Below are 19364 nucleotides of genomic sequence, written 5' to 3' on the forward strand. Positions count from 1 at the left end.
GCCGTGTTACACATTTAACACAGTTGAAGCTGAACGGTTGATTAAGCAGCTTCTGTCGGGCGGCTTTACAATCGCGGAAAAGGTTAATTCCGCTTCACCATCGGACGGGCGGGTTTTCCGCGCTCCGCCGCATCTGGCACGCGGCGTGTATCCTTATCGGCGTCCACACTGTTCCACCGAACATGGGGCGGACAGGCGCTTTCTTCCGGTCGCGCCGTCCGCCCCGCTCATCTTCAGCTCCGACTCTCCAGCAGCTCCGCCGTCCGCGCATTGGCCGGCAGGAACGTCTCGATCGCCAGCTCCGACAGCGTGATGTCGATGGGCGTCCCGAACATCGTCGTCGTGCTGAGGAAAGACAGTTCGCCCGCCTCGCTTTTCAGCAAGAACGGCACGGCCACGCCTCCGAAACCGCCCGCTCCGTGAGCGGTGCCGCCGGGATAAGCGCGCAGCTCCTCCAGCAAGCGGGCGAGCCCGGCGTCGGCGCTCGCATCGATCTGCGTCTCCAGGCGGTGAAAGATATGGGCGCGCCATTCGGGAAGGTTGGCGATGCGCGGCGCCGCGCCTTCGGGATGGAGGCTGACGCGCAGCACGTTGACGGGCGGCTCCAGCAGATGCGGTGCCACGCCCGCCAGCAACGGAGCCAGGCCGGCATTGGCGCTGATGAGTTGCCAGTGCCGGTCGACGGCGAGCGCCGGAAAGGGTTCATGCGCCTTCAGCACCAGCTCCACCGCGCGGCGCGCATCGGCCAGCGCCGGATCGTCCAGCGAACGTTCCGGCAGACAGGGCGCGAAGCCGGCGGCGACAAGTATCCGGTTCCGCTCGCGCGCCGGGACGGCGAGCCGCTCGGTCAGCCGCACCACTATGTCGCGGCTGGGCCGCGACCGGCCGGTTTCGACGAAGCTGAGGTGGCGGGCGGAGATTTCCGAGTCGAGCGCGAGATCGAGCTGGCTCAGGCGGCGGCGCGCGCGCCAGGCGCGGAGCTGCTCACCGACCGGGAGGGCATGGGTTTCCATGGTTTTGGGCTTAGCGGCTCCGGAGCCGCAATCCCATTACGTCCAGGTAATCGACCCCATGACCCCTTTCGACGAATCAAAAGGGCGCCGCGGGCGAATCGCGGCGGTCCAAAACGAAAGGAATGATCATGTCTTCGACCCTGTTTCTGCGCCGTGTCCTTGCCCTCGACGCGCTGAGCTGCGCCGGCATGGGCGTCCTGTTGGCCGCGGCGGCGGCTCCCCTCGCGCCGCTGTTCGGACTTCCCGAAGGACTGGTGCGCGGCGCCGGACTGTTGCTCCTGCCGCTCGCCGCCTTCATCGGCGGCCTCGCCTCGCGCCCCTCGCCGCCGCCCCTCCTCGTGTGGGTGGTGATCGTCGGCAATCTGGGCTGGGGACTGGAGAGCTTCGTTCTGGTCGGCCAATATGGCCCCTCGATCACCGCGATCGGCACCGCCTTCGTCGCCGCCCAGGCACTGACCGTGCTCGCCCTGGCGGGGCTGGAGTTTATCGGCCTCCGCCGAATCCGAGCGGGAGCATGAGTTCTCCCCTCCCGTTTCACGGGAGGGGTCGGGGGAGGGTTTGTGAGACCTCTTGAAACAGCCCCTCCCCCAAGCGGGACGGGAGCAAGGGGCTTACTCCGCCTTGGCCACCTGCTTGTCGGCCATGAGCTGCTGCAGCTCGCCGGCCTCGAACATCTCCATCATGATGTCGGAGCCGCCCACGAACTCGCCCTTCACGTAGAGCTGCGGGACGGTCGGCCAATCGGAATAGTCTTTAATGCCCTGGCGGATCTCCGGGTCCTGGAGCACGTCGACCGTCTCGAAGGCGACGCCGAGATGGTCGAGGATCGCCACCGCGCGCGAAGAAAAACCACACTGCGGAAAAAGAGCGGTGCCCTTCATGAAGAGGACGATGTCGTTCTTGCTGACGATCTCGTCGAGGCGGGCTTTGGTGTTGGTCATATCTTCAATCCTCATTCGGGAATCGCGGTGGTGAGCTGGAGCGCGTGGAGCACGCCGCCCATCCGCCCGCCCAGCGCCTCATAGACGCGCTGATGCTGCTTCACGCGCGGCACGCCCCGGAAGCTCTCCGCCACCACGCGCGCCGCATAATGGTCGCCATCGCCGGCGAGGTCAGTGATCTCGACATGGGCGTCGGGAATGCCCTCGCGGATCAGCGTTTCAATCTCCTCTGCGGCCATCGGCATGGTTCAGCCCCCCATCCTCAACCTTGGGCCTCGATCATCTGCCGGCGCGCCTCGACATGCTTGTGCTCCAGCGCCTCGCGGATGCGCGCCTCGTCGCAATCGATGCCGGCGGAGGTCAGGTCGCCCAGGATCTTGCGGACCACATCCTCGTCGCCCGCCTCCTCGAAATCGGACCGGATCACGTCCTTGGCGTAGGCCTCGGCCTCGACATCGGTCAGGCCCATGAGCTTCGCCGCCCAATGGCCGAGCAGGCGATTGCGGCGGGCGAGGACACGGAACTGCATTTCCTGATCGCGGGCATAGAGATTCTCGAATGCCTTCTCACGGTCGTCGAAGGTGGTCATAGGGGTCCTTTGAAACGGGTGCGCCTCTTGGCCAGATAAGGGCCCCCAGGGGCGGACGCAACGGCAGGCGCGTGCCTAGTCCATCGTAACCACGAGTTTCCCGACCGCCTTGCGCGCCGCCATGTGGGCGATTGCGTCGCCGCCCTGCTCCAGCGGCCAGGTCCGGCTCACCTTCGGCGCGATCTTCCCTTCCTGCCATAGCCGGAACAGCGTCCGGATATGCGCGGCATTACCCTCGGGGTCGCGGCCGGCATAACCGCCCCAGAAGACGCCGCACACATCGCAGCTCTTCAGCAGGGTCAGGTTGAGCGGCAGCTTCGGGATCCCCGCCGGAAAGCCCACCACCAGATAGCGCCCCTCCCAGGCGATCGAGCGCAGCGCCGGTTCGGCATAATCGCCACCGACCGGATCGTAGATCACGTCGGCGCCGCCCGGCCCGACCACGTCCTTGAACGCCTGCGCCAGCGCCTTCGACTGATCCCTGTCGAAGGGACCGCTGGGGTAGACGAAGACCTCGTCGGCTCCCGCCTCGCGCGCCGCCTCGGCCTTTTCCTCCGACGATACCGCGCCGATCACTCGCGCGCCGAAGGCCTTGCCCAGCTCCACGGCCGCACGGCCCACGCCGCCCGCCGCGCCGAGAACCAGCAAAGTCTGCCCCGCCTCCAGCCTGCCCCGATCGACCAGCGCATGGATGGAGGTCGCGTACGTCAGGATCAGCGCCGAACCTTCCTCGAAGCTCCGCTCGGGCGGCAGCGGCAGGGTCGCCCCGGCGTCGACCAGTATCTTCTCGGCAAGACCGCCATTCCGGACCATGGCGATCACCCGGTCGCCCTGCGACCAACCTTCCACCCCCTCGCCCAGTGCTTCGACCACGCCGGCGATCTCGCCGCCCGGCGCGAACGGCCGCTCGGGCCGGAACTGGTATTTATCTTCGATCACCAGCACGTCGGGATAGTTGATCGCGCAGGCCTTGACCCGCACGAGCAACTGGCCCTCGCCTGGCACCGGATCGGGCAACTCCGTCAGCTCCAGCGTCTCGGGCCCGCCGACGGTGTGAGACAACAGTGCTTTCATAAGGCTCTTCTTGGCTTATCGCGCCGCCTCGGGGAAGGCGGGAAGCTTGGCCACATCATCCGGCTCGTGCTGGATGATCACCTTGGCGTGGAGATTCCTCGCGAGCTTCTCGAAGCGGTCATGGGAGGCCAGCGTGTCGGCGCGATCGACGTTGAAGCTCGGGACGCCGCCCACCTCGCGATTCTCGGTGAAGTGATACTGGTCGCCCGAAATCAGCACCGGCCCGCTGGCGAGGCGAACGAGCAGTGCCTGATGGCCTTCGGTATGACCCGGCATCTGAAGTATCTTCACCCGCCCATCGCCGAACACGTCCTTGTCGCCTTCGAGCGGCTCGACCTTGCCTCCCCCGGTCAGCCAGTGGCGGAAGCGCGCCTCGGCGGGCTTCCAGACCTTGATCACTTCCCAGTCGCCCTGGCCGGTGAGCAGGGTCGCGTTCGGGAAATCCGCGACCTGGCCGGTATGGTCGTAATGATAATGGCTGATGCCGACATAGGTCACGTCGCCCGCGTCGAAGCCGATACGCCCCAGCTGCGTGACGATCTTCTCCTTGAGGAAGGTGCCCTCCGCGTCCTTGGGCTTCCCTGCAAGCGCGCCGTCCACGCCCGTGTCCCAGAGCAACAGGCGATCGCCGTCCTGGACGAGGTAGCAGCTCGCCACTAGAGTCTTCTTCTGGCCGGCATAGAGGCCGGTATCGGAAAAGACGCCCAGATCGTCGATGTCGAGCGTGCCGCAATCGAGCCGCCAGAGCGACAAGGGCGTGTCCGTCTCATTGGAAGGCGGACTCTGCGCCCCGGTCAGGGCCAGTGCCGCCACAGCCGCTAGAAATATCTTCTTCATGTTCGCCCTCCCGCTTGCCGGAATCATGTGACGTAGCGCGCCGTCGTCTTCGCCGCCACTTCCTTCGCCGTCACGTCCGGCGCCAGCTCGATCAGCTTGAAGGGGCTGCCATGGTCCGGCCGCTGGAAAACGCAGAGGTCGGTGACGATCATGTCGACCACATTCTTGCCGGTGAGCGGCAAGGTGCAATCGGGGATGAACTTGGGATCGCCGTTCTTGGACACATGCTCCATCACGACGATGATCTTCTTGACCCCGGCGACGAGATCCATCGCGCCGCCCATGCCCTTGATCATCTTGCCCGGGATCATCCAGTTGGCGATGTCGCCATTCTCGGCCACTTCCATCGCGCCGAGCACGGCGAGGTCGATATGCCCGCCCCGGATCATGGCGAAGCTCTGCTCGGAGCCGAAGTAGACCGTCTGCGGCAGCTCGCTCACCGTCTGCTTGCCCGCGTTGATCAGGTCAGGATCGACCTCATCGTCATAGGGAAAGGGCCCGATGCCCAGCATCCCGTTCTCGGACTGGAGCGTGACCGTCATCCCCTCTGGAATATTGTTCGCGACCAGCGTCGGGATGCCGATGCCGAGATTGACGTAATAGCCGTCGCGGAGCTCCTTGGCGGCGCGGGCGGCCATCTGATTGCGATCCCAGGGCATCAACGAACTCCCATAATCTTGTGTGCACCGATTTCGTTCGTCCCGAGCATAGTCGAGGGGCGCTGGCACAGAGTCCGAGAAACGCCCCTCGACTTCGCTCGGGACGAACGAAGGTGGGTGGCTATTTCAATCACGCCGCCTCCCTCTGCCGCACAGTGCGGAACTCGATCTTCTTGTCGTAGGGGGCGCCCAGGATGAGGCGCTTTACGTAGATGCTGGGGAGGTGGACGCAATCGGGGTCGAGGCTGCCGATCGGGACGATCTCCTCCACCTCGGCGACGCAGACCTTGCCCGCGGTCGCCATGGGCTGATTGAAATTGCGGGCGGTCTTGCGGAAGACGAGGTTGCCCATCTCGTCTGCCTTCCAGCCCTTGATGATCGAGAGGTCCGCGCGGATGCCGCGTTCGAGGATGTAGGTCTCGCCGTCGAACTCCTTATGCTCCTTGCCCTCGGCGACGATCGTTCCCACGCCGGTCTTTGTATAGAAGCCCGGAATGCCTGCCCCGCCCGCACGGCAGCGCTCGGCGAGCGTCCCTTGGGGGCAGAATTCGACCTCGAGCTCGCCCGCCAGATATTGCCGCTCGAACTCCTTGTTCTCGCCGACATAGGAGGAAATCATCTTTTTCACCTGCCGCGAGCGCAGCAGCTTGCCGAGCCCCTCATTGTCGATGCCGGCATTGTTGGAGGCGATGATGAGATCCTTGACGCCGCTCTTCTGGATGGCGTCGATCAGCCGCTCCGGAATGCCACTTAGGCCAAAGCCGCCCGCGCAGATCGTCATGCCATCGTGTAGCAATCCGTCGAGCGCGGCTTCCGCATCGGGGTAGATTTTCTGCATCTCTCGCTCCGCTCTGAATGCGGAGGCGATAGGCGGGCAGGGCGAGTCAGGTCAAGGAACCGGATTTGAACCGGCGACGCCGAAGCGGCATAGCAGAGGCGATCGGGGAGGAAACCCGCATGACCGACCACGCAACGCCCAATCTTCCATCGCGCGACTTCGAGGCGACGTTGCGATTCTATGGAGCGTTGGGCTTCAGCGTAAGCTGGCGCGACGAAGGCTGGATGATCCTCGAGCGCGACGGTCTCACGCTGGAGTTCTTTCCGCGCCCCAAGCTCGATCCGTTGACCAGTTGGTTCAGCTGCTGTCTACGGTTGAACGATCTCGACGGCTTCTACACGCTGTGCAAGGCAACAGGCATTCCGGAAAGCGGCGTCGGCCAGCCGCGCCTCCATCCACCTAAAATCGAGGATTGGGGCGGACGCATCGGCGCGCTGGTGGACCCCGACGGCACAGTGCTGCGGCTGATCCAGAATTAGGCGTCACTCGCTGTCGGTGAAGCGAGCGTCAGCTCTTCAGTTTCGCCAGCACACCCTGAAGCTGCATCGCGTTGGACATGTCGCCCTCGACCTTCAGCTTGCCCTGCATGAAGGCGGTCATGGCGTCGAGCTCGCCCTTGGTGAGCGCTTCCCAGTCGGCCCAGCTGATCTTGATCGTCGTATCGGCCGCGCCGTCTTCCTCGGTCACCGCGTTGGCGACGCCGTCGAGCATGATCGCGCCCTCCCCGCCGCCGAAGTCGAGCTTGATCCGCTTGCCGGAAACGAAGGCATTGTGCTCGCCCATCTTGGCGACGAGGTCGGACTTGGTCATGGAATGCTCCTGGCTGTTTCGCCCTCCCCTACTTTACGTGAACGTCAAGTCAAGGGTCCCGCTCGACACGGTCGATGCGGCGATTTAGGGCGCCCCCATGAGCAAGACACGCACCGGGGGCCGCATCCTCATCGACAATCTGGTCGCGCAGGGGTGCGATCGCATCTTCTGCGTGCCTGGGGAAAGCTACCTCGCGGCGCTGGATGCACTTCATGACACGCCCGAGATCGACCTCGTCGTCTGCCGTCAGGAGGGCGGCGTGACCTACATGGCCGAGGCCGACGGCAAGATGACCGGCCGCCCGGGCGTCGCCTTCGTAACGCGCGGGCCCGGAGCGACCAACGCCTCGGTGGGCATCCACGTCGCCATGCAGGATTCGACGCCGATGATCCTCTTCATCGGCGACGTCGCCCGCGGCGACCGCGACCGCGAAGGCTTCCAGGAGGTCGATTTCCAGACGATGTTCGCGCCGCTCTCCAAATGGGCCGCGCGGATCGACGATGCCGCCCGCATCCCCGAATATGTGGCGCGCGCCTGTGCCGTGGCGATCTCCGGCCGGCCTGGGCCCGTGGTGCTGGCGCTCCCCGAGGACATGCTGCGCGACGAGGTCGCAGCGGTGGATCGCCCGCGCGTCGAGCGTCCAGCCCAGGTGCCCTGCCCCAACGAGATCGCCATGATCGGCGACAAGCTGCGTGCGTCGAAACGACCGGTGGCGATCGTCGGTGGCGCCGGCTGGACTCGCGAAGGCGGCGAGGCTTTCGCGCGCTTCGCCGAAGCCTGGGGCCTTCCGGTCGCGGTAGGCTTCCGTCGTCAGGATTCATTGACGAACGAATGCCCCGTCTATGCGGGAAACCTCGGCTACGGCCCCAATCCGAAGCTGGTCGAGCGGGTGAAGGCCGCCGACCTGCTGCTCGTCGCCGGCGCGCGCCTCGGCGAGGCGACCACCGACGGCTACACGCTCGTCACACCCGACCATCCGGGCCAGACGCTCATTCACATCCACCCTGATCCGGGCGAACTCGGCCGGGTCTACCGCACCGACCAAGCTATGTGCGTCGACATGAATGTCGGGCTCGCCCTGGAAACGCTGGAGCCCCCCTCCCCTCGCCCCACCGCGGGTGAGGAGGCTCACCGGGAATGGCTCGAGTGGAGCACGGCGCAGGCGAAGGACATCGCCCTCGACCTCGGCCAGGTCGTCATGCACATGCGCGAGGCGCTTCCCGCCGACAGCATCATCTGCAATGGCGCCGGCAATTTCTCTGGCTGGTGGCATCGCTACTGGCGCTATGCCGAGCAGCCGAGCCAGCTCGCCCCGACCAATGGATCGATGGGCTACGGCATGCCCGCCGGCGTCGCGGCGGCGCTCAGGCATCGGGACCGGCAGGTGGTCGTCGTCGCCGGCGACGGCGACTTCATGATGACCGGACAGGAGCTGGCGACGGCGGTCCGCCACGGCGCGGACATGCTGATCCTGGTCGTCGACAATGCCAGCTACGGCACCATCCGCATGCACCAGGAGCGCGAATATCCCGAGCGCCTGTCCGGCACCGAGCTGGTGAACCCCGATTTCGCCGCCCTCGCCCGCGCCTATGGCGCCTGGGCCGAGACGGTGGAACGGACTAAGGATTTCGCGCCGGCGCTGGCCCGGACGAAGGCGCGATCCGGGGTCAAGCTCCTCCATCTCAAGACGGATGTGGAGAATATCACGGCGAACACCACCATCACCGCCTTACGCGAGCGCGCCAGAAACCGCTAAGGTGGCCGCCCCGTCGACTGGAGAGAGTCTGCCCGATGCGTTCCGCGAAAAGCCTGATCCTTCCCCTCGCTTTGCTCCTCTCAAGCACGTCCGTCGCCGCCCAGTTGTCGAAGGACGATCTGACGGAGCTCGATACGCTCGCGGCCGACGAAAATGGGGAGTCGACAGCGACTCAAGAAGAAGCCGAGGAGGCGGTGAAGGAGCCGCCGGTCGAGGCGGAAACTCCCGCCGACGAGACTATGAGCGGGGGCCCCGAGGGCCTTCTCGCGAAGCTCGCGTCGCTAGCCGCCGAGGGCAATGGCGAGGCCGCCTATCACCTCGGCATGGCCTATCATCTAGGCGCCAATGGCGTGGAGAAGGATCCGCAAAAGGCCTTTGAGCTCTTCACGCAATCCGCCGAGACCGGCGATCCGCTCGGCGCCTATATGCTCGGCTCCTATTATGAAGGCGAAGGCGGCGAGGCGGTCGAGACGAACCCGGAGCTGGCACTCAAATACAAGCTTGCCTCCGCCGAGGCCGGCCACGCCCTCGCGCAACATGATGTCGCGCAGCATTTCTACGAACAGGACGATACCGATGAGGCGCTGGAATATCTGCTCGCTTCGGCGAAGCAGGGCCACGTCCCCTCGCTCCAGGCGCTCGCCTCGCTCTACAGCGGCGAAGGCAAAGTGGCCAAGGACCCGGTCAAGCAATTCGCCTATGTCGCATTGCTCCAGGGCAATTCGGCCGAAGCGCCGTCAAAGCGCATCCAGGAGTGGCGCGACAAGATGCAGGCGGAGCTGAGCGAGGAGCAGCTCAAGGAGGCGATGCAGCTGGTCGACAATTGGAAGGTCGAGCCGTCCGAGGTCACCCGGAAGGCGCTGTCCGGCGAAGCGGCCGCGATGAAGCTCGCCGGGGCCGATGCGGCCCCGACCGAACTTCCGGCGGCGGACAGCAAGGAAGCCCAGGAAGGGCGTTAGAGGCCGAACGGATAGGTCTCTTCCTCGCCCATTTCGATCTTGCCCGGCAGCGGCGTCACCGCCCGCGTCTCGTCGAACCAAACCCAGGCGTCGAACTGACCGGGTAGGATCGCCTGCGAATAATGGCTCCAGCGCTCCGTCTCCGGGCGATAGATGACGCCGATGAAGCGCTCCAGCCGCGGCTCCTCCAGCATCTCGCGGAGCCCCTCCTCCGCGCCGCGCAGGTCGAGCAGGAATTCCTTGACCTCGCTGTCGTGCGAGACGCGTTCGTAGCTGCCGGACAGCGACGGCCGCACCGCCTTCACCTCCATCGGCGCGTCCCAGTCGGTCGCGGCGGCGACGGTGCCCGTATGCGTGCCGAAGCCGATCAGCATCGCTTCCCGGCCGAAACGCTCGCGGCATAGCTGGCCGATATTCAACTCCTCGCGCACCTGCCCCATCTCGGTATGGCTGGCATCGCCGATATGGCTGTTGTGCGCCCAGACGATGGCCTTGGACTCCGGCCCCTTCGCGTCCAGCAGCTGGCAGAGCGTCTCGAACATATGCGTGTCGCGCAGGTTCCAGCTTTCCGCCGCGCCATGATACATGACCCGGTAATATTCCTCGGCATTCTTGACGAGCCGGGCGTTGGCATGGGCGTCGAGGAACTCGTCGCCGTCCTCCGCTGCATAGTTCAGGCGGTTCTGCAGCAACTCCCTCAGCATCTCGACGACGGGCTGCTCGCATTCGGCGAAGCCGCGCGTGATGGCCATCCGGCCATAGCCCTGCGGGTTCTTGGCGTAGGGCATCAGGCAGCCGTAGCGCTCCCGTGCCACCGCCGCCGCTTCCGGATCGACGTCGTCGAGATAGTCTATGACCGCCCGCATCGAGCCGCCGAGATTGTAGAGATCGAGCCCGTAGAAACCCGCCATTTCCTCCGGCGCGCCCCCTTCATTGTGGCGCCGCAGCCAGCGGATGAAGGCGTCGACGTCGGTGTTGCGCCACATCCAGGTGGGGAAGCGCTGGAACGCCGCCTCCTCGCCCTCGCGCTTCGACCGGTGACGGACATAGCGGTCGACCGTCGCCGCGTCCGGCCAGTCCGCCTCCACGGCGATGATGGTGAAGCCATGTTCCTCGACCAGCCGCTTGGTAATCGCGGCGCGGGCACGGTAGAATTCGGATGTGCCGTGGCTCGCCTCGCCGAGCAGGACCACGCGCGCGCCGGCATAGGAATCGAACAGGGCGCCGAAGGCCGGATCGTCGATCGCCGGTAGCGGCTCAGCCGCCGCCCCGATGAGATCGGGCAGGGAACGCAGCGCTTGCCGTCCCCCCTTCGCATCCTGGAACCCATGGACCCCGATCAACGGCACGAAGCGCACGCCGCCCAAATCCTCTTTCTCGAAGTCATCGTCGCCGACGCGGGTGACTCCCACGAGCTTCTGGATCGAATGCGGCTCCCCGACCGGCATCACCAGTCGTCCGCCGATGGCGAGCTGGCGAGTCAGCTCCTTCGGGACGTCCGGCCCGCTGGCGGCGGCGATGATCGCGTCGAAGGGCGCGGAGGCGGGCAGGCCTTTGGTTCCGTCGCCATGGATGATGGTGACATTGTCATAGCCCAGACTCTCCATTCGCCGCTTGGCGAGGCTGGCCAGCTCCTCGTGTCGCTCGATCGCGAATACCTCGTCCGCCACCTGCCCCATGACAGCGGCGGCATAACCGGAGCCGGCGCCGATCTCGAGCACCCGGTCCCCCGCCTTCAGCCCCGCCGCCTCGATCATCAGCGCGACGATATAGGGCTGCGAAATCGTCTGCTCGGCCTCGATCGGCAGCGGCGAATCCTCAAAGGCGAATTCGCGGATATGCTCCGGCACGAATTCCTCGCGTGGTACGGTGCGCATCGCGTCGAGCAAACGCCGATCGCTGACACCCCGCGCCGCTATCTGCCGCTCGACCATCCTTTCGCGCTCGGCTGCGGCATCCATGACAGGTGCATCGACCATGTTAGCCTCCCGAGAGGTTTCGGGAGTCAAACAGGCACTGACGCTGGACGTTCCGGAAAAAGCGTCAGCCGCCGCCGACGAAGGTCACGATCTCGAAATCGTCGCCATCCTCGACTCGCACGTCGACGAGCGTCGAGCGCGGCACGATCTCCATATTGCGTTCCACGGCGACCTTGGTCGGCTCGAGGCCCAACTCGGCGGCGAGCTCCGCGATCGTCATCCCCGCCGTCACCCGGCGGTGCTCGCCGTTGACGCTGATCGAAACGGTGCCGTCGTCGTGCATGTCACTCCCTTTGCGCATCCTCGCCGTCCGCCATATAGGAAGCGGCCATGGCGAAACCACCGACCGTCTATGTCCTCAATGGGCCCAACCTCAATTTGCTCGGCACGCGAGAGCCCGAAATCTACGGCTCCGACACCCTCGACGACATTGCCGGGCGCCTGGAGGACCGGGCGCGAGAGCTCGGCCTCGCGGTCGACATGCGCCAGTCCAACCATGAAGGCCATCTGATCGACTGGCTGCACGAGGCGAATGCGGCGAGCGCCAAGGCCGTGATCCTCAACGCCGGCGCCTTCACCCACACGTCGGTCGCGCTCCACGACGCGATCAAGGCCGTCGCCGTGCCCGTGATCGAGGTACACTTGTCCAATCCGCAGGCGCGGGAATCCTTCCGCCGCCGCAGCTTCGTCGCGCCCGTCGCCCAAGGAACCATCGCCGGCTTCGGAGCGCTCGGCTACCAGCTCGCTCTGGACGCCGCCGCCCGTCTCTGACAGGACGCCGCCCAAACAGGGGAACAAGAGAAAAGATGACCGACAAGACCAATGCCGAGGGGGCCATGCGCGTCGATACCGACATGGTCCGCCGTCTCGCCGAAATGCTGAGCGAAAACGACCTGTCCGAAATCGAGGTCGAGGACGGCGGCAGGAAGATCGTCGTGAAGCGGCAGATGGTGTCGGTGGCCGCCGCGCCTCTCGCTCATGCGGCTCCGGCCGCCGTCCAGGGCCCGGCACCCGTCGCCGAGGAGGCGCTCGCGGCCGCCCATGCCGGCATGGTCAAGTCGCCGATGGTCGGCACCGTCTATCTCGCCGGCGAACCGAGCGGCAAGCCGTTCGTCACCGCCGGCCAGAAGGTCAATGCGGGCGATACATTGCTTATCGTCGAGGCGATGAAGGTCATGAACCCGATCGCCGCGCCGCGCGCCGGGACCGTCAGGGAAATCCTTGTCCAGGACGCGCAGCCGGTCGAGTTCGATCAGCCTCTCGTCATCGTCGAGTAAAAGGACATGACCTGCTTTTCCTCGTCACCCCAGCGAAGGCTGGGGTCCCTGCTGACCTTCCATCTGTCGCGCCGGTCGACGGCCGCTTGGATGCCAGCCTCTGCTGGCGTGACGGTGAACTGACATGGCCATCCAGAAGGTCCTGATCGCCAACCGCGGCGAGATCGCGCTGCGTGTCCATCGCGCCTGCCATGAAATGGGCATCAAGACGGTCGCAGTGCATTCCACCGCCGATGCCGACGCCATGCACGTCCGCCTCGCCGACGAGGCCGTCTGCATAGGCCCGCCCCCGGCCGGCGAATCCTACCTCAACATTCCCAACATCATCTCGGCCGCCGAGATCAGCCACGCCGACGCCATCCACCCCGGTTACGGTTTCCTGTCGGAGAACGCCCGCTTCGCCGAGATCGTTGAGCTCCACAACATCATCTGGATCGGCCCCAAGCCCGAGCATATCCGCACCATGGGCGACAAGGTCGAGGCCAAGCGCACCGCCGGCGCGCTCGGCCTGCCGCTCGTGCCCGGTTCGGCCGGCGCCATCGACAGCGTTGAGGAGGCCAGGGGTCTCGCCCGCGAGATCGGCTATCCGGTGCTGATCAAGGCGGCTTCGGGCGGCGGCGGGCGGGGCATGAAGGTGGTCCCATCCGAGGACCAGCTCGAAGCCCTAATCAGCCAGGCCCGTTCGGAGGCGAAGAACGCGTTCGGCGACGACACCGTCTACATGGAAAAATATCTCGGCGATCCGCGCCACATCGAGTTCCAGATATTCGGCGACGGCAACGGCAATGCCATTCATCTCGGCGAGCGCGACTGTTCGCTCCAGCGCCGCCACCAGAAGGTGCTGGAGGAAGCCCCCTCCCCCGTCATTTCGCCCGAGGAACGCGACCGCATGGGCGGGATCGTCGCCAGGGCGATGGCCGAGATGGGCTATCGCGGCGCCGGCACGATCGAATTCCTTTACGAGAATGGCGAATTCTACTTCATCGAGATGAATACCCGGCTTCAGGTCGAGCATCCGGTGACCGAGATGATCACCGGCCTCGACCTGGTCCGCGAACAGATCCGCGTCGCCGAGGGCAATCCGCTCACCCTGCGCCAGGCGGACGTGGTCTTCCGCGGCCATGCCATCGAGTGCCGCATCAACGCAGAGGACCCTAGGACCTTCACCCCCTCGCCGGGCCTGGTCAAAGGCTATCACGCGCCGGGCGGCATGAACGTCCGCGTCGATAGCGGCCTCTACGCCGGCTACCGCGTGCCGCCTTATTATGACAGCATGATCGCCAAACTCATCGTCTACGGCACCAGCCGCGAGGGCGCGATCAAACGCCTCCGCCGCGCGCTCGAGGAATTCGTGATCGACGGCATTACCACCACCATCCCCCTCCACCAGAAATTGATCGAGGACCCGGAATTCCAGTCCGGCGACTATACGATCAAATGGCTGGAAGAGTGGCTGGCGCGGGACGGCCAGTAGTTCCTCGGCGAAGGCCGGGGCCCAGCTTCAACCGCCCGCCTGGACTTCGGCGTTTAGATTCTTCACCCGTCATACCCGCGAAAGCGGAAATCCCGCTTCTCCCTTTCGGCTCTCCCGGCGACGCAAGCGGCACCCCCGCTTTCGGGGTGACGATGGAGGGTCGAACCCGAACTCATCTTGCTCCAGTCGCGAAACAGCCGACAAGGAGCATCGGCGCCTAGGCCTCGTAATAGTCCGTCATCCATCCCTCGGTGACCAGCACCTGGTCGCCCAGCCCCGCCTCCTCGTAAAGGATCGCGGCGAACTCGTCGGGCAGGCCGATGCAGCCATGGGTGGCCCACTCGTAGCCGATCTCGCCGCTGCCATGGATGGCGACGCCGTCCCAGGTCAGGCGCAGCATGTAGGGCATCGGCGCGCCGTCGTAGAGGTTGGACACATGGTCGATGTCTTTCTCCAGGATCGGAAAGGTCCCCGTCGGCGTCGGCTTGTCGTCGGCGCCGTAGATGATGACCGAGCGCCCGATCTCGACGCCGGCGCGATAGACGTACAGGCGCTGCGCCGTGAGATCGATGACGACGCCGATCGGCCCGTCGGGCGCCCCCTCCTCATCCCAGACATAATCGTTCGGCTGCAACGGATAATCGAGCGCGAGCACGGTGTTGACGGCAAAGGCGGAGGCGGGCGTTGAAGGCGCCGCCAGAAGCTCGGGCGCCGGAGCGGATGGATCGGATGCGGCGAGAGCAACGGGTGCCTCGACCGCCGGGCTCGAGGCCGGATTCTGGGTTGCGGCAACCGCCGGCCCGGCCAATCCGGACGCGGCCATCGGCAATTCCTGCGAGCACGCCGCCGTCGCCGCGAAGCAGGCGAGCGCCGCGACCAGCTTCCATCCCCGAACCGTCCCCTCGCGCGCCATCCAGACCGTCTCCAACATGGTTTCCAGGGGATTAACGCAGAAGCGGGGACGCTGACTACCGGCCTGTCCCGGCTGTGCCCGTTCGGGACGGTCTCCGCCTAGATCCTTCCGGCGATTTTTGGGGGTCCTGGCAGAATGGCTGCCTGTGTGGAGCGACGTCCCCGCCCATTTACAGGCTGTCACCAGAGATTTACCCTGGTCGGGCTCGACATTCCCAGAAACTGTCGATTGGCCCCAGTGGCACCCGAAGGAATAGCCCTTTTCTACACGCCATGTTCCTGTCATGTTCCCTTGCCCCACACCGAAGCAAGACGATGGGTTTCAAAGTCGGCGATCCTGTATCGAGGAAAGGATTTTTTGCCCGCGGGAAGCTGGACTTCGTGAACTTTGTGAACTTTCCGGCGCTGGTCGCCGGCGCGGACCAGGAACGCATGGCGCGTTGGACTAGCCTTTGCCTGACTTTTGACGTCGGCCGATGGCGCCAGGCGGAGAGCGAATGCCCTCACACGTGTAACATCTGTAACACTTGGCGGGATGAACCGGAGGAACGGACAGGACAATGAAGGCGACCATCTACCACAACCCCAAATGCAGCACCTCGCGCAAGACGCTGGAAATCCTGGAGCAGTCCGGCGCCGACGTGACGGTCATCGAATATCTAAAGCACCCGCCCACCAAGGATGAGCTCCGGCGCCTCTACAACCGCGCCGGGATCAGCGTGCGCGAGGGCCTGCGCGCCAAGGAGCCGCTCGCCCAGGATCTCGACCTCGCCGGAGGCCATGTCAGCGACAATGCCATTCTCGACGCCATGGTAGAAAACCCCATCCTGATCGAGCGGCCGCTGGTCGAGACCGACAAGGGGGTCCGCCTCTGCCGCCCCCAGGAAAATGTGCGCGAGATACTCTAGGATAGGTCCAAACCCGGTTGACCGGCGATGAGCGGAGTATCAATCAATAGACATGGCGGTTCTCGATCCGGACCTGCTGCTGCGCGCCTATTCCATCGGCGTGTTTCCGATGGCGGACAGCCGCGACGCCGACGAGATATTCTGGGTCGAGCCCCGCAAGCGCGCCATCATCCCGATGGGCGGTTTCCGCATGTCGCGCTCGCTTCGCAAGACGATCCGCTCGGGCGCCTTCACCGTTACCCACGACAAGGTCTTCGCCGCGGTCGTGCATAATTGCGCCGAGCGGGAGGAGACTTGGATCAACCGCCAGATCGAGCAAAGCTACAACCTCCTCCATCGCCTCGGCCACGCCCACTCGATAGAATGTTGGCAGGACGAGGAACTGGTCGGCGGTCTTTACGGCGTTCGGCTGGGCGGCGCCTTTTTCGGTGAGAGTATGTTCTCGCTGCGCCCCGATGCGTCCAAGGTGGCGCTGGCCTGGCTGATGGCGCGGCTGCTCGTCGGCGGATTCCGGCTGCTCGACTGCCAGTTCATGACCGAGCATCTGCGCAGCCTCGGCGCGGTCGAGGTCGACCAGAAACGCTACGTGTCGATGCTGTCGGCGGCGTTGTCGGCGGGCGCTTCAGCCGCCGGCTCCTCGGTTTCGGGCTCCGGCTCCGACGCCGGCGCTGGCTCGGCGGGGGCCGGCGGCGGCGCGGAATTCGATGCGCTCGACGGGTTGCTGGCCGCCCGCTCGTCGCGCTCCGGCGGCGGAGCGCCGTCGGGATGGGTCATCGCGCAGCTTTTGGGCCAGACGTCGTAGACCGGATGCTCGACAACATTGAGCGACGGCGATTCCTTGTAGAGCCAGCCCGAAAATATCCGTTCGAACCGGCCCTCGAGATTGCGCACATCGACCTGCACGAAGGCCCCCGTCAGCTGCTGTATTTCGTGAGGCGCCGTCGTCTCGCAGGCCCTCAGCCGGACGATCACGTCGTCCACCCGGATCGCCTGACCAGGCTTCAGCTCCAGATCGCGCGAGAGGCCGTTGCGCTTGTTGAGAAGGCCCAGGACCGCCACCCGTTCCGCCATCGGCGTCGTGCCGGGAGCCATGGCTGTGACCGTTTGCGGGGTGTCGATCGTCTGCGGCTCCGGCTCGGCGTCGGTGGCCGGCTGCCGTTCGGGAACGCCGCGGTCGCAGGCGGCGAGCATCGCAAGACCGGTGAGGAGAAGAAGACGAGTCACTGCGCCGCCGGCTCTTCCATCGTGCCGAGTCCCGGACTGCCGGTGTCCGCCGGCGGCGATGCGCCCGGGCCGCCGGAGCGATTGATGAAGGAGCCAATGAGTCCCATCATGTCGACCGACCCCTGCGTGTCGAAAATCATGTCGCCGTCCTTGAGCGGCGTCGGCGAGCCGCCGGGCAGCAGCACGATGAAGGTGCCGCCAAGCAAGCCCTCGGCCGTGATGGCGGCGCTGCTGTCGGAGGGTATGCTGACGTCCTCGTCGATCGCCAGCGTCACCTCCGCCTGATAGGTTTCGGGATCGAGGCGTTGCCCGGCGACGCTTCCGACCTTGAGGCCGGCCAGCTTCACGTCGGTGCCGATCGAAACGCCGTTGGCGGCTGGAAAGAGGGCTGTCACCCGGATCGAATCCTCCATGCCTCCGCCCGTCCTCTGCCAGGCAAAGACGAAGAACCACACGGCCAGGAGAACGACCAGCAGGCCGACGATCGCCTCGACGAGATTGTCTCGGAGAGTCGCCATGACGACCTATTCGGGCGTCCAGGCTTGATAGTCGCCGCTCGCCGCCGCGCGCTGGCCGCCGCGCTCGAGGGCGCCGGACGGGAGATACGCGTAGGCCGTACCAGTCAGGTTCGGAGTCGCGGGCTTCTCGAACTTGCGCACCGGCGGCAGGACCTCGTCCGGATGTCCGTCGATCTGGTGATGCAGCCAGCTGTACCATTCGGGCGGAATACGGCTCGCATCATTGGCGCCTTGATAGATGACCCAGCGCTTGTCGCCCTTCTTGGAGCGGAAGTAGACGTTGCCGAGCGTGTCCGTGCCGAAGCGCGCGCCGTGCCGCCGGGTGAACCACGCGGTGCCGATGGTCGCGCCGTTCCACCAGGTGAAGATCTTGGACCAGAAACCCATGGCGGCTCGCCTAGCGCCGATGGGCGATGCTGCGCAAGCCTCTACAGAGCGGGCCCGCCGGACCATGCCACTCGATCGCCCTCCTCGATACCCAGCTCGACCGAGCGGCCGCCCGCTATCTCGAGCACCGCCACCACAGGCTCGCCGACTCCCACCGGCGCCAGCGAGTGCGGCGTCGTATTGACGGCGATCCGCGCGATCGTGCCGTCGGCGCGGACGAAAATCATGTCGAGCGGGATCAGCGTGTTCTTCATCCAGAAGCTGGCCGGACGCGGACGCGTGAAAGGAAAGAGCATGCCGGCGCCGGACGAAAGGCTCTCGCGGAACATGAGCCCGCGCGCCTGCTCCTCCGGCGTGCGCGCCACCTCGACGGTGAAATCATGCGTTCCGGTCTCGCTGCGGATCTGGAGCGGAATTCGTTCCAGCGCAGGCCGGGTCTCCCGCGCCGCGGCGATCTCGGCCGCGGACGGCGGTTCGCCCCGGCAGCCCAGCAGAATTAGCGCCAAAGCCGCGGCCGCCTTCATTCGTGTCGGCATCAGCGCGGCTCCACTTCGACCGCGAGCGGCCCCTTTCGCCCCATCGCCACCCGCGCGCGGAGCGGCTCGTCCGGTCCGAGGTCGGTCATGCCGCCCCGCCTAACCGTCTCCATGTGGATGAAGATGTCTTCTGAGACGTCATCTTCGCGCACGAGAAATCCATAGCCTTTCAATCGATTGAACCATTTGACGCGGACCGGCTCGAAACCGCCGGCATCGCTGAGCAGGGCTGAGGGATCGACCCGATCGCCGCTGCTCCTGGTGCGGCACGTGTCCGGCGCAATCGCGGTGCTGAGGTCGATCGACAGGATCTTGCGGGCCTGGAGGCCGCGCTCCTGGTCGGCGACCAGGCATTCGACGATGGCGCCTTCGGGCAGACTCCGCCGATCATGCTCCTTGAGAACGCTGAAATGGACCAGGATGTCGCCCTTGGCCTGGTCGCTCACCAGAAAGCCGAAGCCGCGCGTGGCGTCGAACCATTTCATGGTGCCGGTCAGCTTGACTAGCGCCTCGCTGTCTTTCGCGTCGAATTCAAGATGCAGGGGATCGGCGGCATCCGAATGAGACGCTTGATCGCTTGCAAGCATTTCGGGGCGCGAAGTCATTAACGCTCACTCTACCATGATTTTGTCTAAAGTATCACGGCTTTTGCTGGGTTTGAACTGTTCGCGCG

Annotated in this window: 24 protein-coding genes and 2 pseudogenes; 9 read left to right on the plus strand and 17 right to left on the minus strand. The window is 65.5% G+C overall.

Features of this window, described 5'->3' with window-relative positions; all coding sequences use genetic code 11:
- Positions 1 to 233: 233 nt before the first annotated feature.
- Positions 234 to 1013, minus strand: coding sequence for a helix-turn-helix domain-containing protein (locus tag VIR62_RS06845; RefSeq protein ID WP_431869827.1), 780 nt, complete (start codon positions 1011 to 1013; stop codon positions 234 to 236).
- A 128-nt stretch (positions 1014 to 1141) separates the two neighbouring features.
- Between VIR62_RS06845 and VIR62_RS06850 the strand changes: the two genes are divergently transcribed.
- The gene (locus VIR62_RS06850; protein WP_431869828.1) at positions 1142 to 1531 is read left to right on the plus strand and encodes a hypothetical protein; all 390 of its coding nucleotides are present in this window, start codon (positions 1142 to 1144) and stop codon (positions 1529 to 1531) included.
- Between the two features lie 93 nt (positions 1532 to 1624).
- Here VIR62_RS06850 and grxD read toward each other — a convergent pair whose 3' ends face one another.
- The 7 genes from grxD to VIR62_RS06885 all read right to left on the minus strand — a co-directional run bounded on the left by grxD (position 1625) and on the right by VIR62_RS06885 (position 5951).
- Positions 1625 to 1954, minus strand: a complete 330-nt coding sequence (gene grxD, locus VIR62_RS06855; protein ID WP_431869830.1) for a Grx4 family monothiol glutaredoxin — start codon at positions 1952 to 1954, stop codon at positions 1625 to 1627.
- Positions 1955 to 1965: 11 nt separating this feature from the next.
- Entirely contained in the window at positions 1966 to 2199 is a 234-nt protein-coding gene (locus VIR62_RS06860) for a BolA/IbaG family iron-sulfur metabolism protein (RefSeq protein ID WP_431869832.1), read from the minus strand.
- A 17-nt stretch (positions 2200 to 2216) separates the two neighbouring features.
- Positions 2217 to 2543 carry a DUF1476 domain-containing protein gene (locus tag VIR62_RS06865; protein WP_431869833.1) on the minus strand — a complete coding sequence of 109 codons (327 nt, stop codon included), beginning with the start codon at positions 2541 to 2543 and terminating at the stop codon, positions 2217 to 2219.
- Between the two features lie 75 nt (positions 2544 to 2618).
- On the minus strand, positions 2619 to 3617 hold the full coding sequence (locus VIR62_RS06870; protein ID WP_431869835.1) for an NADPH:quinone oxidoreductase family protein: 999 nt from the start codon (positions 3615 to 3617) through the stop codon (positions 2619 to 2621).
- Between the two features lie 15 nt (positions 3618 to 3632).
- On the minus strand, positions 3633 to 4454 hold the full coding sequence (locus VIR62_RS06875) for an N-acyl homoserine lactonase family protein (protein ID WP_431869837.1): 822 nt from the start codon (positions 4452 to 4454) through the stop codon (positions 3633 to 3635).
- Positions 4455 to 4477: 23 nt separating this feature from the next.
- The gene (locus VIR62_RS06880) at positions 4478 to 5113 is read right to left on the minus strand and encodes a 3-oxoacid CoA-transferase subunit B (protein WP_431869839.1); all 636 of its coding nucleotides are present in this window, start codon (positions 5111 to 5113) and stop codon (positions 4478 to 4480) included.
- Positions 5114 to 5243: 130 nt separating this feature from the next.
- Positions 5244 to 5951, minus strand: a complete 708-nt coding sequence (locus VIR62_RS06885; protein ID WP_431869841.1) for a CoA transferase subunit A — start codon at positions 5949 to 5951, stop codon at positions 5244 to 5246.
- A gap of 119 nt (positions 5952 to 6070) precedes the next feature.
- Between VIR62_RS06885 and VIR62_RS06890 the strand changes: the two genes are divergently transcribed.
- On the plus strand, positions 6071 to 6430 hold the full coding sequence (locus tag VIR62_RS06890) for a bleomycin resistance protein (protein ID WP_431869843.1): 360 nt from the start codon (positions 6071 to 6073) through the stop codon (positions 6428 to 6430).
- A 28-nt stretch (positions 6431 to 6458) separates the two neighbouring features.
- On the opposite strand, the gene VIR62_RS06895 is transcribed toward VIR62_RS06890, so the two are convergent.
- Complete coding sequence (locus tag VIR62_RS06895; RefSeq protein WP_431869845.1) at positions 6459 to 6761, minus strand: SCP2 sterol-binding domain-containing protein; 303 nt, start codon at positions 6759 to 6761, stop codon at positions 6459 to 6461.
- A 97-nt stretch (positions 6762 to 6858) separates the two neighbouring features.
- On the opposite strand from VIR62_RS06895, the gene VIR62_RS06900 reads away from it, so the two are divergent.
- Positions 6859 to 8517: a thiamine pyrophosphate-binding protein gene (locus VIR62_RS06900; RefSeq protein ID WP_431869847.1), complete on the plus strand. Its 1659-nt coding sequence runs from the start codon at positions 6859 to 6861 to the stop codon at positions 8515 to 8517.
- 35 nt (positions 8518 to 8552) lie between these two features.
- Complete coding sequence (locus VIR62_RS06905) at positions 8553 to 9476, plus strand: tetratricopeptide repeat protein (RefSeq protein WP_431869849.1); 924 nt, start codon at positions 8553 to 8555, stop codon at positions 9474 to 9476.
- Here the strand turns inward: VIR62_RS06905 and VIR62_RS06910 are convergent.
- Positions 9473 to 11455, minus strand: coding sequence for a protein-L-isoaspartate(D-aspartate) O-methyltransferase (locus VIR62_RS06910; RefSeq protein WP_431869851.1), 1983 nt, complete (start codon positions 11453 to 11455; stop codon positions 9473 to 9475). The two genes, VIR62_RS06905 and VIR62_RS06910, sit on opposite strands and share 4 nt — an antisense overlap.
- 67 nt (positions 11456 to 11522) lie before the next feature.
- Positions 11523 to 11738, minus strand: a pseudogene (gene thiS / locus VIR62_RS06915) (sulfur carrier protein ThiS); the annotation flags it as partial.
- Between the two features lie 47 nt (positions 11739 to 11785).
- Here thiS and aroQ point away from each other — a divergent pair.
- From aroQ to accC, 3 genes are all read left to right on the plus strand, one after another.
- Positions 11786 to 12226 (plus strand): type II 3-dehydroquinate dehydratase, encoded by a 441-nt coding sequence (aroQ, locus tag VIR62_RS06920; RefSeq protein ID WP_431869853.1) that lies wholly within the window; start codon positions 11786 to 11788, stop codon positions 12224 to 12226.
- A gap of 35 nt (positions 12227 to 12261) precedes the next feature.
- A complete protein-coding gene (gene accB, locus VIR62_RS06925; protein WP_431869855.1) occupies positions 12262 to 12732 on the plus strand; it encodes an acetyl-CoA carboxylase biotin carboxyl carrier protein in 471 nt (156 codons plus the stop codon).
- A gap of 124 nt (positions 12733 to 12856) precedes the next feature.
- Positions 12857 to 14206, plus strand: coding sequence for an acetyl-CoA carboxylase biotin carboxylase subunit (gene accC, locus VIR62_RS06930; protein ID WP_431869857.1), 1350 nt, complete (start codon positions 12857 to 12859; stop codon positions 14204 to 14206).
- 217 nt (positions 14207 to 14423) lie between these two features.
- Here the strand turns inward: accC and VIR62_RS06935 are convergent, their stop codons facing one another.
- Positions 14424 to 15137: a L,D-transpeptidase family protein gene (locus tag VIR62_RS06935; protein ID WP_431869859.1), complete on the minus strand. Its 714-nt coding sequence runs from the start codon at positions 15135 to 15137 to the stop codon at positions 14424 to 14426.
- 541 nt (positions 15138 to 15678) lie between these two features.
- Here VIR62_RS06935 and arsC point away from each other — a divergent pair.
- Together arsC and aat are read left to right on the plus strand one after the other, a co-directional pair.
- Complete coding sequence (gene arsC / locus VIR62_RS06940; protein WP_431869861.1) at positions 15679 to 16026, plus strand: arsenate reductase (glutaredoxin); 348 nt, start codon at positions 15679 to 15681, stop codon at positions 16024 to 16026.
- A 52-nt stretch (positions 16027 to 16078) separates the two neighbouring features.
- Positions 16079 to 16828: a leucyl/phenylalanyl-tRNA--protein transferase gene (gene aat, locus VIR62_RS06945; protein WP_431869863.1), complete on the plus strand. Its 750-nt coding sequence runs from the start codon at positions 16079 to 16081 to the stop codon at positions 16826 to 16828.
- A gap of 35 nt (positions 16829 to 16863) precedes the next feature.
- On the opposite strand, the pseudogene VIR62_RS06950 reads toward aat, so the two are convergent.
- The 5 genes and pseudogenes from VIR62_RS06950 to VIR62_RS06970 form a co-directional block, all read right to left on the minus strand.
- Positions 16864 to 17217 (minus strand): annotated as a pseudogene (locus VIR62_RS06950) (DUF2155 domain-containing protein); the annotation flags it as partial.
- A 29-nt stretch (positions 17218 to 17246) separates the two neighbouring features.
- Positions 17247 to 17768, minus strand: coding sequence for an outer membrane lipid asymmetry maintenance protein MlaD (locus tag VIR62_RS06955; protein WP_431869865.1), 522 nt, complete (start codon positions 17766 to 17768; stop codon positions 17247 to 17249).
- 6 nt (positions 17769 to 17774) lie between these two features.
- Positions 17775 to 18155: an NADH:ubiquinone oxidoreductase subunit NDUFA12 gene (locus VIR62_RS06960; RefSeq protein WP_431869867.1), complete on the minus strand. Its 381-nt coding sequence runs from the start codon at positions 18153 to 18155 to the stop codon at positions 17775 to 17777.
- Positions 18156 to 18196: 41 nt separating this feature from the next.
- On the minus strand, positions 18197 to 18691 hold the full coding sequence (locus VIR62_RS06965; protein ID WP_431869869.1) for a DUF192 domain-containing protein: 495 nt from the start codon (positions 18689 to 18691) through the stop codon (positions 18197 to 18199).
- Positions 18691 to 19296, minus strand: coding sequence for a cold-shock protein (locus VIR62_RS06970; protein ID WP_431869871.1), 606 nt, complete (start codon positions 19294 to 19296; stop codon positions 18691 to 18693). Before VIR62_RS06970 ends, VIR62_RS06965 begins: the two co-directional genes overlap by 1 nt.
- Positions 19297 to 19364: the final 68 nt, after the last annotated feature.

This window comes from Allosphingosinicella sp. (assembly GCF_036570505.1).
GTDB lineage: Bacteria > Pseudomonadota > Alphaproteobacteria > Sphingomonadales > Sphingomonadaceae > Allosphingosinicella.

Coding starts and splice junctions, on each gene's coding strand:
- VIR62_RS06845 (WP_431869827.1), bottom strand. CDS start 1,013: ATGGAAACCCATGCCCTCCCGGTCGGTGAGCAGCTCCGCGCCTGGCGC.
- VIR62_RS06850 (WP_431869828.1), top strand. CDS start 1,142: ATGTCTTCGACCCTGTTTCTGCGCCGTGTCCTTGCCCTCGACGCGCTG.
- grxD (WP_431869830.1), bottom strand. CDS start 1,954: ATGACCAACACCAAAGCCCGCCTCGACGAGATCGTCAGCAAGAACGAC.
- VIR62_RS06860 (WP_431869832.1), bottom strand. CDS start 2,199: ATGCCGATGGCCGCAGAGGAGATTGAAACGCTGATCCGCGAGGGCATT.
- VIR62_RS06865 (WP_431869833.1), bottom strand. CDS start 2,543: ATGACCACCTTCGACGACCGTGAGAAGGCATTCGAGAATCTCTATGCC.
- VIR62_RS06870 (WP_431869835.1), bottom strand. CDS start 3,617: ATGAAAGCACTGTTGTCTCACACCGTCGGCGGGCCCGAGACGCTGGAG.
- VIR62_RS06875 (WP_431869837.1), bottom strand. CDS start 4,454: ATGAAGAAGATATTTCTAGCGGCTGTGGCGGCACTGGCCCTGACCGGG.
- VIR62_RS06880 (WP_431869839.1), bottom strand. CDS start 5,113: ATGCCCTGGGATCGCAATCAGATGGCCGCCCGCGCCGCCAAGGAGCTC.
- VIR62_RS06885 (WP_431869841.1), bottom strand. CDS start 5,951: ATGCAGAAAATCTACCCCGATGCGGAAGCCGCGCTCGACGGATTGCTA.
- VIR62_RS06890 (WP_431869843.1), top strand. CDS start 6,071: ATGACCGACCACGCAACGCCCAATCTTCCATCGCGCGACTTCGAGGCG.
- VIR62_RS06895 (WP_431869845.1), bottom strand. CDS start 6,761: ATGACCAAGTCCGACCTCGTCGCCAAGATGGGCGAGCACAATGCCTTC.
- VIR62_RS06900 (WP_431869847.1), top strand. CDS start 6,859: ATGAGCAAGACACGCACCGGGGGCCGCATCCTCATCGACAATCTGGTC.
- VIR62_RS06905 (WP_431869849.1), top strand. CDS start 8,553: ATGCGTTCCGCGAAAAGCCTGATCCTTCCCCTCGCTTTGCTCCTCTCA.
- VIR62_RS06910 (WP_431869851.1), bottom strand. CDS start 11,455: ATGGTCGATGCACCTGTCATGGATGCCGCAGCCGAGCGCGAAAGGATG.
- aroQ (WP_431869853.1), top strand. CDS start 11,786: ATGGCGAAACCACCGACCGTCTATGTCCTCAATGGGCCCAACCTCAAT.
- accB (WP_431869855.1), top strand. CDS start 12,262: ATGACCGACAAGACCAATGCCGAGGGGGCCATGCGCGTCGATACCGAC.
- accC (WP_431869857.1), top strand. CDS start 12,857: ATGGCCATCCAGAAGGTCCTGATCGCCAACCGCGGCGAGATCGCGCTG.
- VIR62_RS06935 (WP_431869859.1), bottom strand. CDS start 15,137: ATGTTGGAGACGGTCTGGATGGCGCGCGAGGGGACGGTTCGGGGATGG.
- arsC (WP_431869861.1), top strand. CDS start 15,679: ATGAAGGCGACCATCTACCACAACCCCAAATGCAGCACCTCGCGCAAG.
- aat (WP_431869863.1), top strand. CDS start 16,079: ATGGCGGTTCTCGATCCGGACCTGCTGCTGCGCGCCTATTCCATCGGC.
- VIR62_RS06955 (WP_431869865.1), bottom strand. CDS start 17,768: ATGGCGACTCTCCGAGACAATCTCGTCGAGGCGATCGTCGGCCTGCTG.
- VIR62_RS06960 (WP_431869867.1), bottom strand. CDS start 18,155: ATGGGTTTCTGGTCCAAGATCTTCACCTGGTGGAACGGCGCGACCATC.
- VIR62_RS06965 (WP_431869869.1), bottom strand. CDS start 18,691: ATGCCGACACGAATGAAGGCGGCCGCGGCTTTGGCGCTAATTCTGCTG.
- VIR62_RS06970 (WP_431869871.1), bottom strand. CDS start 19,296: ATGACTTCGCGCCCCGAAATGCTTGCAAGCGATCAAGCGTCTCATTCG.